Raw genomic sequence first — 13,297 nt, forward strand, 5'->3', positions numbered from 1 at the left:
TATTGTTGAACCTGAGGTGCTCCGTTGTTCCGATCGCTTTTTGCTCCGGCCCTATCCTTGGTGCAGTTGATTCTGTGCCTGTTGGCGGTGGCTGGAGCGTCCTCGGCTGAGCCCGCACCGATCGGTCAAGAGGCGATGTCTGCAGGTATTGAGCAGTTTCGCCAAGGCAATTATCACGCTGCCCAAGAACAATTTGAAACCGCCCAGGCACTGGGTGTCGATAGCCCGGCGCTGCACTATAATTTAGGCGTTATCTACTTCAAAACCGGGAACTATCAGGCCGCTGAGGCTCGCTTTTCGATATTGCTCGATGGCCCTGACCAGGCGCTGGCGCAGTACAATCTTGGCCTGGTTGCCTTGGCGGATAATCGGGTTGGTGATGCTGAACGATGGTTTTCCCGCGCGGCAACTCCGGGCGCTCCGGACACCGTCCGCGAGCTGGCCAAGCGCCAGTTGGCGGCATTCGAACCCGCAGAAACTCCTTCACACCAGAGCACCCACACCGTAACACAGGGCTACCTGTCAGCCGGAATAGGCTATGACAGCAATATGGCCAGTGTGCCGGATGACTCTCCGTCCAACCGCGGCAGTGTGTTTGCCGACCTTGTGGTTGCAGGCACTTTGAGCCGAACGTTCAATCCAGAATGGCGAATCGTTTGGGACGGGGTGCTGTACGGTCAGGATTATGCTCAGGGTAGCCACTACGACTCCTCGATACTGCAGAGCCGAGTAGCCGGTATTCGCTCTTATGATCCGATGGATGTTGGTTTGCGAGCCAGCGCCTCCAGAGCTTGGCTGGCGAGTGACGAACTCGAAACCCGGTTCGGCCTGACGCTCTTTGCTCGTTCTGATAACTGCTTGCTGGCGGGCTCAGTGCAGTCCTGTTATCTGGGGTTCACTGCCGAGCAGGTTGAGGGCGGCCCGGACTATGCTGCTTACACCGGTCAGTGGTATCAGTTTGAGGCGCGCGGGGAACAGGTGCTCAACAGTCTGTTTACCGATGTGTTTTACCGCTGGGAAAGTAATGATCGTAACGACTTCAAGGACGGCGATCTTTTTATCAGCCTGTCGCCGATGGTTCACACCCTGGGCGCGGAGGTCCTTTATCCATGGCGCTCCGACTTGGCAATTGGAGCTGAGGCAGCGCTTCGGTATGCCCGATATGGTCAGCGCAACCGGAGGGTTGACGATGGTGAGTTGACAGAGCGGTTGCGAGAGGATGTGCGTCTCGACGTGGGGGTCATGGCCGAGTTTTACCTCAGCAGCCGATGGTTGGTCAGAAATCAGTGGTTATTCCGGAATCAGAACAGCCGGATTGAACGCTACGACTATACCCGCCACACCTACACGCTATCGCTAGAAGGTGTGTTCTGATGACGGCCGTTAACTGGAGATTTTTGGCATAACACGTAGAATACCGGCCCGTAACTCCCGAGCCGGTATTGAGTTGCAGGCTGTGTTACAGGGTTGCCATCACTTTGCGCGCGGCGGCGATGGTTGTCTCTATGTCGTCATCGGACAACGCTGCGGTGGTAAACCCGGCCTCAAAAGCCGATGGCGCCAGATAGATGCCTTCCTTGAGCATGCCCTGGAAGAACTTTTTAAAGCGCTCCACATCGCATGCCATCACCTGATCAAAACGAGTTACTGACGGTTCTGTGGTGAAGAAGAACCCGAACATAGCGCCGGCTGACTGGACCACCAGTGGTATGCCCGCGTCATCGGCAGCGGCCTTCAGGCCATCTCGTACTTTGTTGGTTTTCTCGGTGAGCCTGTCATGGAAGCCAGGCTCGGAAATGGCGTTCAGTGTGGTCAGGCCGGCGGTCATGGCCAGCGGGTTACCGCTCAGGGTGCCCGCCTGATAGACCGGGCCGAGCGGTGAGATCTGCTCCATGATTTCCCGCTTACCGCCGAAGGCACCGACCGGCAGGCCGCCACCAATGACTTTGCCCAGGGCTGTCAGGTCCGGTGTTACCTCAAACAGGCCTTGTGCCCCGCCCAAAGATACCCGGAAGCCGGTCATCACTTCATCAAAAATCAGTACGGTACCGTGCTCATCACACACTTCCCTGAGAGCTTCAAGGAACCCCGGGACCGGCGGAATGCAGTTCATGTTGCCGGCCACAGGCTCAACAATGATGGCGGCAACCTGATCGCCAATGTCTTTGAAGGTTTCCCTGACGTTGTCGATGTCGTTGTAGGTGAGGGTGATGGTGTGCTCAGCAAGACTGGCCGGAATGCCAGGCGAATTGGGCACGCCAAGTGTCAGCGCGCCCGAGCCTGCTTTCACCAACAGTGAATCCACATGGCCGTGGTAGCAGCCCTCAAACTTCACAATCTTGTCGCGTCCGGTATAGCCGCGGGCCAGGCGGATGGCACTCATGGTGGCCTCGGTGCCCGAGTTGACCATGCGCACCAGTTCGATGGAAGGCACCAGTTCGCACACCTTCTTTGCCATCTCGGTTTCGATGGCGGTAGGCGCGCCGTAGCCGACACCCAAGTCCACCTGGGCATGCAGGGCGGCTTTAATTCGGGGGTCGGAGTGCCCCAGGATCATCGGCCCCCAGGATCCGATGTAGTCGATATAACGGCGGTCGTCTTCGTCATAAAGATAAGCGCCTTCGGCATGTTTGAAAAATATTGGAGTGCCGCCGACACCGCGGAACGCCCGCACCGGGGAGTTCACCCCGCCGGGGATGTATTTCTGGGCCTCTTCAAATAGCGTTTCAGAGTGAGTCACGGTTAGCTCCTGTCAGTCGAAAATGGTGAAAGCGGATGATGTCTGGCAAACAATTGGGTAAATCGTCTGGCGTTGTGCTCAATCTGCTCAGGCGTGCCCCCAAACAGGCCGCCCACCACGGCAATCAGGTCGGCACCCGCGCGGATCAGGGGTTCGGCATTATCGGTGGTGATGCCGCCGATGGCGGTGACGGGCAAGGCCAGCGACTTTGCCTCGGTCAGAACGCTGAGATCAGCCGACGGCGCGCTGGGCTTGGTGGATGATGTATAGAAGCGGCCAAAGGCCAGATAATCGGCGCCGTTCGCTTTTGCGGTTTTGGCCAGATCCAGGCGGTGGTGGCAGGTGATGCCGATAATCGCATCAGGCCCAAGTTGCGCCCTGGCGGCGGCCAGCGAGACATCGTCCTGGCCAAGGTGAACGCCCGCTGCGCCCACTCGTTTGGCGAGTTCCGGGTCGTCATTAATCAGCAGCGGGACGCCTGCCTGAAGGCACAGGTTATTCAGTTTAGAAGCCTGCCGCAATCGTTCGGCTGCCGTCGAGGTTTTGTCCCGGTACTGCACCAGGGTGGCACCTCCACGCAGAGCTGCTTCTACCGAGGTGATCAGCCGGTCCGGCGGTGTCAGTCGGTTATCTGTGATGGCATACAATCCGTGGGCGAGCTTTTGGTTTATCGTTCCCACATAATGCCCCGGTCTGGAACCCGTTGGCCTTTGCCGACGCTCAATGCGTGCAGCAGCGTGCGATGAACATAGTTCTGGGCCTGCGAGATAGCGGCCCTTTGCGAAAGACCGCAGGCGCGCCCTGCAGCGATGGCAGCGGCAAGGGTGCAGCCGGTGCCGTGATACTCATTCCGCCCGATCCGCTCGACTTCCCAGTGAGTCGGTTCAGGCTCATGGCTATACAGGGTGTTAATGATATGGATGCCCGAGCCATGGCCACCGGTGGCCAGCACCGACACGCAGCCGGCGTTTAACAGCTTCTGTGCTGCTTGAGCGGGGTCTTCGCTGTCGCCGAGTTGGGCAAGTTCAATGCCATTTGGCGTTATCATTTCGGCTCGTGGAAACAGTGCCTGTTTCATGGCCTGCACCAGAGCGTCATCGGCCAGATCACCGCCACCGGCGGCTTTGATCACCGGGTCAACAATCAGCGGCAGATCGGGTTGGGTATTGAGGAAGTCAACCAGCACATCTACGACCGCAGCGTTGCCCAGAGCGCCTGTTTTAATCGCGTGTATGGGCACATCGTTGGCAAGACACTGCAGTTGTTGCCGGATCAGGTCCGGGTTAACGGCCTCGGCACCGTAAACATTGCTGGTGTCCTGTACCGTCAGGCACGTGAGCACCGGCAGGGGATGGCCGCCAAGTGAGGTGATGGCCTGAATGTCGGCCTGAATGCCGGCTCCGCCGGAGGGGTCCAGGCCCGACAATACCAGAACATGGGGACGAGTGTAGCTCTTGATGGTGTGCCTCCTCAGAAGGGTTTTACAACAGCCAGAATCACAACGGCCAACAGGACCAGCACAGGTACTTCGTTGAACCAGCGATAAAATACGTGGCTGCGGGTGTTCTTGTCATCACGGAATACGTTTACCAGATGGCCACAATAAAAATGGTAAACAATCAGCAGTGCCACCAATGCGAGTTTTGCGTGCATCCAGCCCATGCTGAAATAGCCTTGCACATTATAACTGATCAGCCACACACCGAAGACCACGGTTGCGATCATTGAGGGTGTGGTTATGCCCCGGTAGAGCTTGCGCTCCATTACCTTGAAGCGCTCCCGCCCAGGCTGATCTTCGCAGGCCGCATGGTATACGAACAGTCGCGGCAGATAGAAGATGCCGGCAAACCAGCACACCAGTGAAATTATATGAAAGGCTTTAACCCACAGCATCCGTCAGCTCCGTCGGTATTGATAATAACTTTCGATGTCAGATTGGAGTACTACACCATAAACCCGCTGGATCATCGGGGCCACATGACGTTGTACGTATAAAGCCTCAGCCTGGGAGCTGTCGAACGCGTTTAGAGCTTCCTCCAGCGTGGCCTGATACTGAACCGGTGCAACGTCCCTTCGGTTGGCCGGGATCTCCATCAGGTCCACGTTTTCCGGTGGGTCGATACCCTCTTCGGCAACCTGTTTGGCCGTGTCCTCCAGGTAGCGAGCCAGATCGACGGCCGGCAACAGCGCTGTCGGCCCGTGACTGCCATCCACCAACAGCCATTTGGGCTCGGATTCGAGGGCCTTGCGGGCTTCCTCTGGGGTCAACTCGCGCTCCGTTCGCAGTATGCTGCGGTCCATAATCGCACCTACAGAGACTCGGCGCAGTGCCTGAATGACGGGCGAGTTCTGGTAGCTCAGGCCCTGGTTTTTGAGCACTGTCAGGAACAGCGACTTCTTGCCGAAGGCTTCACTCGTTACCAGGCTGGCTGTGGTGATAATAAGCATGCCCGGTAGAATGATGTTGGGGTTGCCGGTCAGCTCCATCAAGGCCATCAGTGCCGCCAGCGGTGCCTGCAGCACTGCCCCCATCATCGCGCCCATGCCAAGCATGGCATAGAAACCCACGGATGAGGCGTGGTCCGGGAATATCTGGGCACCAATCAAGCCCATAGCGCCGCCGAGGGTTGCCCCCATAAAAATGGTTGGGCCGATCACACCGCTGGGCATGCCCAGGCCGATGGATAGCCCGGTAATCAAAAGCTTGGCGATACCAACGCCCAACAAAAGCCAGAAACCAAGCTCTCCATGAATAGCCTCGCTGACGGTGTCGTAGCCAATGCCCATGGTTTCCGGAACAACGATGGCGAAGGGCACCATAAGCAGTCCGGCGAGGGTCAGTCGCAGCAGGACGGGCCGATGATGGTGACGCCCCATGCTGTCGACGAGATGAATAAACGCCGCGGCGGCAATACCGATGATCACTGCAATCGCCAGGATCCACGGAATCTCCGCCAGTGAGTTCATCGTCAGGGCTGGCACACTGAATGCCGGCTCGGAGCCGTACATCAGCTGGGTAATGATGGCGGCGCTGACAGCAGCCAGAATAATGGGAGTAAAGCCCGCAATGGTGTACTCCATCATCACCACTTCCATGGCAAAAATGACGCCGGCAATGGGGGTGTTGAACGATGCCGAAATTGCCGCTGCGCAGCCACAGGCCACGAGGGTTCTTATGCTGTTGTTGGGTAGCCGCATCCACTGGCCCATCAGGCTCGAAAACGCTGCGCCCAGGTGCACGGCAGGGCCTTCCCGGCCGGCAGACTGGCCAGAGGCAACGGTGGTGACGCCCGCAACAAATTGCACGACGGCGCTTTTAAAAGAGATGTAGCCCTGGTGGTAGTTCAGGCGCTCCATGATATGAACAATGCCCACCTTCCGGTCGTGCGTGGCCAGTTTGTGCATCAGCAGGCCGAGGCCTACTGCGCCAGCCAGCGGCAGAAGGCCGCGAGTGACAATGTTCAGGTGCTCGAAGTTTTCCGACCCCTCACCGGGCAGGAAGTGCTCCAGAGGCCACTCAATGGCAAACCGGAACAGCAGGATCACGGCCCCGGTCACTACCCCCGACAGTAAACCCAGCACAGCAAGCTGCGGTAGAGCGTCCACCCCTGACAGTCGCGCCCGGACAATCGAGGCCAGTTGCTCGGTAAGTTGTCGCCTGATGTTACGCATGGGCGCACGGTTCCGGTTGGGGTGACTGAACTTTCAGAAGGTTTCTGGCAACATTGTAACCGTGCACCTGACGGCTGCAATAAGTCCTTGGATTATCATGGTAGACTAGCGCGGAATTCTGACCAGACCGCGCGGGAGATTAGAGTGATTAAGATAGGCATCGTTGGTGGTACCGGGTACACGGGCGTTGAGCTGCTGAGAATCCTGGCTGTGCATCCGGAAGTCGAGGTCAAGTGCATCACCTCTCGCTCAGAGGCCGGTATGCCAGTGGCAGATATGTACCCCAACCTTCGGGGGCACTTTGATCTGGTGTTCTCTGAGCCAGAGCCTGCCGTGTTGTCGCAGTGTGACCTCGTCTTTTTTGCCACCCCACATGGTGTCGCGATGCGTATGGTGCCGGAGTTGATGAAGGCCGGCGTTCGAGTAGTGGATCTGTCTGCCGACTTCCGCATCAAAGATCTGACCGTTTGGAGCCGGTGGTACGGCATGCCTCACGAAACACCGGAATGGGCAGAGAAAGCGGTTTACGGATTGCCGGAAGTCGTTCGTGATGAGATTCGCCAGGCTCAGTTGGTGGCTAACCCCGGATGTTACCCAACCGCCGTTCAACTTGGCTTTCTGCCTTTGCTTGAACAGGGACTGGTCGATCCCTCGCGACTGATTGCGGATGCTAAATCCGGTGCCAGCGGCGCCGGGCGCCAGGGTAATATAGGCATGCTGCACGGAGAAGTCGGCGAGAGCTTCAAAGCTTATGGGGCCTCTGGCCACCGGCACCTGCCAGAGATTCGTCAGGGCTTGAGCCAGGCCGCGGGCAAAACTGTGGGCGTTACCTTTGTGCCGCACCTTGTGCCAATGATTCGGGGTATTGAGGCCACGCTCTATGCTGAGTTGACCGACCCTGCAGACTTCGACCGTTTGCAAGCGCTTTATGAAGAGCGTTATCGCAATGAGCCGTTTGTGGATGTCATGCCGTTTGGCAGTCATCCTGAAACCCGCAGCGTTCGCGGTGCCAATCAGTGCCGTATGGCGCTGCACAGACAAGAGCAGAGTAATATTGTGATCGTGACGTCGGTGATCGATAACCTTGTCAAAGGTGCGGCCGGTCAGGCGGTTCAGAACATGAACATCATGTTTGGTCTGGACGAAAACCTTGGATTGAACGCCCCGGCGTTGCTTCCCTGAGGATTGATCGTGAGTGATACCCGTAAACCTTCGGATGAATATGTGGTTATCCGCCACCGGCCGGGCTATCGCCTGCGCCGGAGCTTGATTCTGTTGACGTTCACTGTGATCGCAGCCGTAGCTGGGTATGCTACCGGGATGGCTCAGGGTGGTTTCCGTTTTTCATCCGCAGAGGCCACCAATGAGGTGTTGGCTCAGGATGTGGATGCTTTGCGGGAGCAGTTCCGGAAAGCCCGGCAGAGTCTTGTTAACCTCGAACGCGGTCGAGCGATTGATGAGCGAGCCATGAACGAGGCCCGCAATACCATCGTTGGGCTTGAAACCCGAATTTCCGAACTTGAAGCAGACCTGACGTTTTACCGAAACATTATGGCCCCCTCGGAGGCGAGTCAGGGTCTTCAAGTGGACAGCTTTTCGCTGGTGCGGGCCCGAGGCGACAGCAGCTATCGCTTTAAAATGGTGCTCACACAGATTGGTAACAACAACAGTTTTATTGCCGGCCAGGTTGCGGTCAATGTGATCGGAACCCTGAGTGGCGAGAGAGAAGTGATCGCATTACGGGATCTGTCAGATGACATCGAAGATCTGGGGGTCCGGTTCCGCTTCAGGTATTTCCAGGATGTGGAGGGTACCCTGATTGTCCCGGAAGGTTTCGAGCCTGTTGAAATTCAGGTTGTGGCACAGGCCCAGGGTAACAATGCCTCTAAGGCAGAGCGAACCTTCGATTGGGCAACGTTAACGGAGAGCTAAGATATGCTGGGCAAGAAAAAACAGAAGCCGCGTCGTTCGACGGGTCATTTCGATACCCTGATTTCATCCCGCACCACCATTGAGGGAGACGTGTATTTCTCCGGTGGCTTGCATGTTGATGGAAAAATCAAGGGTCGTGTGCTGGCGGAAGAGGGTAGCGATGCGGTTATCCGTCTCTCCGAAGTGGGCGAGATTCTCGGTGACATTACGGCGCCCCATGTCATCATCAACGGTAAGGTTGATGGCGACGTACGCGCGTCCAGTCATCTTGAGTTGGCAGAAAAAGCGGCCATTAACGGCAGCGTCTATTACCGGCTGATCGAAATGGCAATGGGAGCTTCGGTAAACGGCAATCTGGTTCGTCAGGACGACGCCAGCGCCCTGCTGACTCACGACAGGCCTGCCAGCCTGGTGGAGGATCAAACTTCAGAGCGTGAGGGTAAATCTGAATAGTTGACTGAATTAGTCAGGAATACCATAATCAGTAAGTTGGTTTTATCTTCCGGAGGCAAATTTTGAGTGTAGTTCAGCAACAAATAGCGGTGCCTCTGTTCTTTAGCGACAGTGCCGTCGCAAAAGTGCGCGAATTGATTGAGGAAGAAGAGAGCCCCGATCTTAAGCTGCGCGTTTTTGTCACCGGTGGTGGTTGCTCCGGCTTCCAGTACGGTTTTTCTTTTGATGAGAGTCAGGAAGAAGATGATACCGTGATTGAGCGGGAGGGTGTGAAGCTGCTGGTAGACCCCATGAGCTATCAGTACCTTGTGGGGGCCACGATCGATTATCAGGAAGGGCTTCAAGGTTCGCAGTTTGTCGTCCAGAACCCGAACGCAAGCTCGACTTGCGGTTGCGGCAGCTCGTTCTCCATCTGATTCAGGCTGGGTAAATTGCCCCCAGCACTCTAGGCCCTTTGGCCCCGGTGACTTCTGGTAAGTTGCCGGGTTGTCCCATCAAGGTTTGCCTGGCCATCCAAGCAAACGCCACCGGCTCAACCCACTGCGGGTCAAGTCCAAGATCTGCAGTGGTGGTCAGATTGACCGACCCCAATCCTATTCTGAGTTCATTCATCAGCAATGAGTTGAACGTGCCGCCACCGCAAGCATAAACCGTCATGTTTGCGGATTCCTGAGGCATTTGTCTTAAAATGGTGATGACCGTCAACTGCAAAAGGGTTCTTTGAACATCGGCCGGGGGCAATTCCGGAAAACGCTGCAGATGCGTGTTTATCCAATCAAGATTGAACCGTTCTTTTCCCGTGCTTTTTGGGGGTGTCTTGCTGAAGTAGGCGTCCGAAAGCATGCTCGCCAGAAGTTCTGCGTGCGTTGCGCCCTCATTGGCCAAGTGACCGTTCTCGTCAAAGTGGCGCCCGGTCTGGTCAAGGCACCATGCATCGAGAAGAGCGTTTGCCGGGCCGGTATCAAAACCGATGATGGCTTTAATGCCGGCCGCAGGCAGCCAGGTAATGTTGGCAATACCGCCAAGGTTCAAAATGCAGCGATCCTGATGGTTGCAGCGGAATAACCATTGATGAAAGGCGGGGACCAGCGGTGCCCCTTGGCCGCCGGCCGCCAGGTCCCGACTACGGAAGTCAGAAACAGTTGTCAGCCCCGTCATTTCCGCAATACAGGCGGCTCTGCCAATCTGCATCGAAAACGGAGCTGGCCCGCTGGGTTGGTGTCGAAGGGTTTGCCCGTGACTGCCGATCGCCTGGATTTGTTCCTTGAGAACGCCGCTGCGACTGATCAGCTCGCAAGCCGTGGTACCAAAATGTTGGCCGACCAGGGTGTCGAGTTCTCCGAGCTCGTCGGCGTCTGCCTGGTTTCTCGTCGCCAGTAGCAATCTTTGCCTGAGCTCTTCGGGATAGGGCAGAGAGAATGTGCCCTTGATCGCAAGGCTTTGGTCGTCAAAAGATACCAGCACGGCATCTACTGCATCCATGCTGGTGCCCGACATCAGGCCAAGCCAATACTTCATGCTCAATTATCCGAAGCCAGGGCCAATTGGCGGCCACCTTCGCGGAACACGTTAAATTGAGCAAGGCGTTGATCGGTGAACTGGCGGAATCTTGCCATTTCCTTGCTTGGGACCGGCTTGGCATCAGGAAGCTTTACGGTACGAGAGTTTTTAGCGACACCATTAACACGGAATTCGTAGTGAAGGTGAGGGCCGGTGACCATGCCCGAAGAGCCAACATAGCCGATGGTGTCGCCCTGCTTGACCCGGGTGCCATTTTTGATGCCTTTGCCTAACCGACTCATATGTGCATAAAGCGTGGTGATATTATCGCCATGTTGCAGGACCACGGTGCGCCCGTACCCGCCGCGCCAGCCCGCAAACTGTACCCGACCACTGCCTGCTGCTTTGATCGGAGTGCCCGGCGGAGCCGCATAATCGGTGCCTTCGTGGGGGCGAACTACGTCAAGAACCGGGTGCCTGCGCTGAAGGTTAAAGGGCGACGATAGTCGGGCGTTAATCGGAACTCTCAGGAAGGCTTTGCGCATGCTTTTGCCCTCCGGTGTGTAGTAGTCGGTATCGCCATTAGAGTCGGTATAGAGCAGCGCCACGTTCTCATTGCCGCGATTGATGAAGCGGGCAGACAAAATACGGCCGGTATCGAACTTTTCGCCGTCGAGGTAAAGTTCCTCATAAACGACCTCAAAGCTGTCGCCTTTTCTGACGTCGTAGACAAAGTCGATATCCCAGCCAAATATGCCAGCAAGTTCCATCGTTAATCGGTCGTTCAGTCCGGCGTCTCTGGCTGCCAGATAGAGCGATCCGTCAATCACGCCGCCGGCAAAGGCTGGGCGTGGCTCAGGACTGCGAACTTCTGTCTTGCCGACAAATCCTTCGTCGGTTTTGGAGATATTGAGTGACTCAAGCCGGCTGCGCTGAAGCTCAACACCAACCAGTTGTCCGTCACTATCGATACCAAAGCGAATATCCTCTCCTGCATACAGGCGCTGGAGTTTGGTTGCTTCACCTTTGCCATGGATCACGGACAACATAACGCCGTTATTAAAACCGGCCTTCCGGAACAGAGACGACAACGTGTCGCCGGATTTGATGTTGAATTCGTGCCAGTCAATGGAGGAGGCAGCCGGCATGGTTTCCTGCTGAGTAAGTTCCTCCGGTGTGGCGTGGTCGTTCGCCTGGGTATTAATAAAATCATTTTCTGATGAGCGAACGCCCTCTGAAGCCGCGCCAGGCACCAAGCCCTGCTCAAGGTCTATGGTGTAGGACATGCGCTTGGCTTCGACATCGGCGCTAGGGCTCATGAGCACTGCAGCACTGACAACGACCGTCGCGGCCGCGGCCAAAGTAATATGCGTTTTGGGAAAAGTTTTAAACACGGGGTTCACCCATTATTATCGGTATTCCAGTATGTTGTGCGAGCTATTTAAAGCGCCAGTTCAAGTATAGACCATCAGACTACCGTATATGGCATGAGCGGGACAGTATCGAACATTACGGTTCTCACCGCCTCTGGTCGTACAAAACGACATGCCACTGGTATAATGCCTGATCTTTTATGCTCTGATTGATCGAAAACTGAGCGGTTACACTTTACCAAGGGTGACGGTTAATCACAGATTTGTTTTGTAGAAGTCTGTAACTTTCCCGCCCTGACACCAAATCAAAACTGGGGAATTAAGGTTCATGGCATCAATTGAAGAAGCGTTAGCCATCATCAAGCGCGGTATTGACGAGCTGATCCCTGAGGCGGATTTGATCGCAAAACTCAAAGAAGGGCGGCCGCTGCGGATAAAGGCGGGTTTTGACCCTACAGCGCCAGATCTTCATCTTGGCCACACAGTTCTGATTAACAAGCTGCGTCAGTTCCAGGATCTTGGTCATGAGGTGATCTTCCTCATTGGTGACTTCACCGGAATGATTGGTGACCCGACCGGTAAGAGTGCTACCCGTCCCCCGCTGACCGAAGACCAGGTGCGCAAGAACGCGATTACCTATAAAGAGCAGGTGTTCAAGATTCTGGACCCGGCTAAGACCCGAGTTGTCTTTAACTCGGAATGGATGGGCAAGATGGGTGCGGCGGACATGATCCAGCTTGCTGGTCAGTACACAGTGGCCCGAATGCTTGAGCGCGATGATTTCACCAAGCGATATCGTGCAGAGCAGCCCATTGCTATTCACGAGTTTCTGTACCCTCTTATACAGGGCTACGACTCGGTGGCGCTTGAGGCAGATGTTGAACTCGGAGGCACCGATCAGAAGTTTAATCTCCTGATGGGCCGGATTTTACAAAAGCATTATGGTCAATCGCCGCAGGCTATTATTACGGTGCCGATTCTGGAGGGCTTGGATGGTGTGCAGAAGATGTCCAAATCTCTCGGCAACTATGTCGGTGTCAGCGACTCACCGGGCGAGATGTATACCAAGTTGCTGTCGGTACCGGATGAACTGTTGTGGCGCTATTTTGAATTACTCAGCTTCCGGCCGATGTCGGAGGTTGATGCATTCCGTGCTGAGGTAGAAGCCGGTGCCAATCCCCAGGACTACAAGAAGCAGTTAGCGGAAGAGTTGATCGCGCGGTTCCACGATGAAGAGGCGGCAAAAACTGCGCACAAGTCTGCAGGCAATCGGGTTGCCTTGGGCGAGATCCCGGAAAACGTACCCATGATTGAGGTGTCATTGGAAGGGCAAGCCAGTATTCCTATGGCGGCGGTGCTACGCCTGGCGGGGTTGGTAAAAAATGGCGCGGCGGCGCGAGATGTTCTCGGGCGTGGCGCTGTCTATGTCGATGGCAAGCAATTTGACGGCGAGCGCAAATTCATCAAAGGCGATGACTGTGTGGTTCAGGCTGGCAAAAAGAAGATCGCCAGGGTTGTTATTGTCGATTGATCGGGAGAGTTTGCGATCAGCCGGAACTTTTTTTGGATTGCCCGTTGACTCCTCAGCCAAGGTCTGTAGAATGCGCATCTCGCTTGAGGGTCAGGC

The 13,297-nt window shown here is 56.0% G+C and carries 13 protein-coding genes; 6 read left to right on the top strand and 7 right to left on the bottom strand.

Annotation, left to right across the window (positions count from 1 at the left end):
* Nucleotides 1-60: 60 nt before the first annotated feature.
* Nucleotides 61-1,374 (top strand): tetratricopeptide repeat protein, encoded by a 1,314-nt coding sequence (locus IBX51_RS01370; RefSeq protein ID WP_291827915.1) that lies wholly within the window; start codon nucleotides 61-63, stop codon nucleotides 1,372-1,374.
* A gap of 85 nt (nucleotides 1,375-1,459) precedes the next feature.
* Here IBX51_RS01370 and hemL read toward each other — a convergent pair whose 3' ends face one another.
* The 5 genes from hemL to IBX51_RS01395 are packed head-to-tail and all read right to left on the bottom strand — an operon-like array spanning nucleotide 1,460 to nucleotide 6,412.
* Nucleotides 1,460-2,740 (bottom strand): glutamate-1-semialdehyde 2,1-aminomutase, encoded by a 1,281-nt coding sequence (gene hemL / locus IBX51_RS01375; RefSeq protein ID WP_291827876.1) that lies wholly within the window; start codon nucleotides 2,738-2,740, stop codon nucleotides 1,460-1,462.
* 2 nt (nucleotides 2,741-2,742) lie between these two features.
* Complete coding sequence (thiE, locus tag IBX51_RS01380; protein ID WP_291827879.1) at nucleotides 2,743-3,420, bottom strand: thiamine phosphate synthase; 678 nt, start codon at nucleotides 3,418-3,420, stop codon at nucleotides 2,743-2,745.
* Nucleotides 3,408-4,172 (bottom strand): hydroxymethylpyrimidine/phosphomethylpyrimidine kinase, encoded by a 765-nt coding sequence (locus tag IBX51_RS01385; protein ID WP_291827918.1) that lies wholly within the window; start codon nucleotides 4,170-4,172, stop codon nucleotides 3,408-3,410. Before IBX51_RS01385 ends, thiE begins: the two co-directional genes overlap by 13 nt.
* Before the next feature lie 38 nt (nucleotides 4,173-4,210).
* Nucleotides 4,211-4,633, bottom strand: a complete 423-nt coding sequence (hemJ, locus tag IBX51_RS01390) for a protoporphyrinogen oxidase HemJ (RefSeq protein ID WP_291827881.1) — start codon at nucleotides 4,631-4,633, stop codon at nucleotides 4,211-4,213.
* Between the two features lie 3 nt (nucleotides 4,634-4,636).
* Complete coding sequence (locus IBX51_RS01395) at nucleotides 4,637-6,412, bottom strand: chloride channel protein (RefSeq protein WP_291827884.1); 1,776 nt, start codon at nucleotides 6,410-6,412, stop codon at nucleotides 4,637-4,639.
* A gap of 144 nt (nucleotides 6,413-6,556) precedes the next feature.
* On the opposite strand from IBX51_RS01395, the gene argC reads away from it, so the two are divergent.
* The 4 genes from argC (at nucleotide 6,557) to erpA (ending at nucleotide 9,213) form a co-directional block, all read left to right on the top strand.
* On the top strand, nucleotides 6,557-7,594 hold the full coding sequence (argC, locus tag IBX51_RS01400) for an N-acetyl-gamma-glutamyl-phosphate reductase (RefSeq protein ID WP_291827886.1): 1,038 nt from the start codon (nucleotides 6,557-6,559) through the stop codon (nucleotides 7,592-7,594).
* Nucleotides 7,595-7,603: 9 nt separating this feature from the next.
* The gene (locus IBX51_RS01405; protein WP_291827888.1) at nucleotides 7,604-8,344 is read left to right on the top strand and encodes a DUF6776 family protein; all 741 of its coding nucleotides are present in this window, start codon (nucleotides 7,604-7,606) and stop codon (nucleotides 8,342-8,344) included.
* A 3-nt stretch (nucleotides 8,345-8,347) separates the two neighbouring features.
* The gene (locus tag IBX51_RS01410; protein ID WP_291827891.1) at nucleotides 8,348-8,797 is read left to right on the top strand and encodes a polymer-forming cytoskeletal protein; all 450 of its coding nucleotides are present in this window, start codon (nucleotides 8,348-8,350) and stop codon (nucleotides 8,795-8,797) included.
* A gap of 62 nt (nucleotides 8,798-8,859) precedes the next feature.
* Nucleotides 8,860-9,213, top strand: a complete 354-nt coding sequence (gene erpA / locus IBX51_RS01415; protein WP_291827894.1) for an iron-sulfur cluster insertion protein ErpA — start codon at nucleotides 8,860-8,862, stop codon at nucleotides 9,211-9,213.
* A 1-nt stretch (nucleotide 9,214) separates the two neighbouring features.
* Here erpA and IBX51_RS01420 read toward each other — a convergent pair whose 3' ends face one another.
* Together IBX51_RS01420 and IBX51_RS01425 are read right to left on the bottom strand one after the other, a co-directional pair.
* The gene (locus IBX51_RS01420; protein ID WP_291827896.1) at nucleotides 9,215-10,315 is read right to left on the bottom strand and encodes an anhydro-N-acetylmuramic acid kinase; all 1,101 of its coding nucleotides are present in this window, start codon (nucleotides 10,313-10,315) and stop codon (nucleotides 9,215-9,217) included.
* Between the two features lie 2 nt (nucleotides 10,316-10,317).
* Nucleotides 10,318-11,691 (bottom strand): peptidoglycan DD-metalloendopeptidase family protein, encoded by a 1,374-nt coding sequence (locus IBX51_RS01425; RefSeq protein ID WP_291827898.1) that lies wholly within the window; start codon nucleotides 11,689-11,691, stop codon nucleotides 10,318-10,320.
* A 307-nt stretch (nucleotides 11,692-11,998) separates the two neighbouring features.
* Between IBX51_RS01425 and tyrS the strand changes: the two genes are divergently transcribed.
* Nucleotides 11,999-13,201 carry a tyrosine--tRNA ligase gene (tyrS, locus tag IBX51_RS01430; RefSeq protein WP_291827902.1) on the top strand — a complete coding sequence of 401 codons (1,203 nt, stop codon included), beginning with the start codon at nucleotides 11,999-12,001 and terminating at the stop codon, nucleotides 13,199-13,201.
* Nucleotides 13,202-13,297 lie beyond the last annotated feature (96 nt).

It is taken from the genome of Marinobacter sp. (assembly GCF_014859525.1).
In the GTDB taxonomy this organism is placed as follows: domain Bacteria; phylum Pseudomonadota; class Gammaproteobacteria; order Pseudomonadales; family Oleiphilaceae; genus Marinobacter.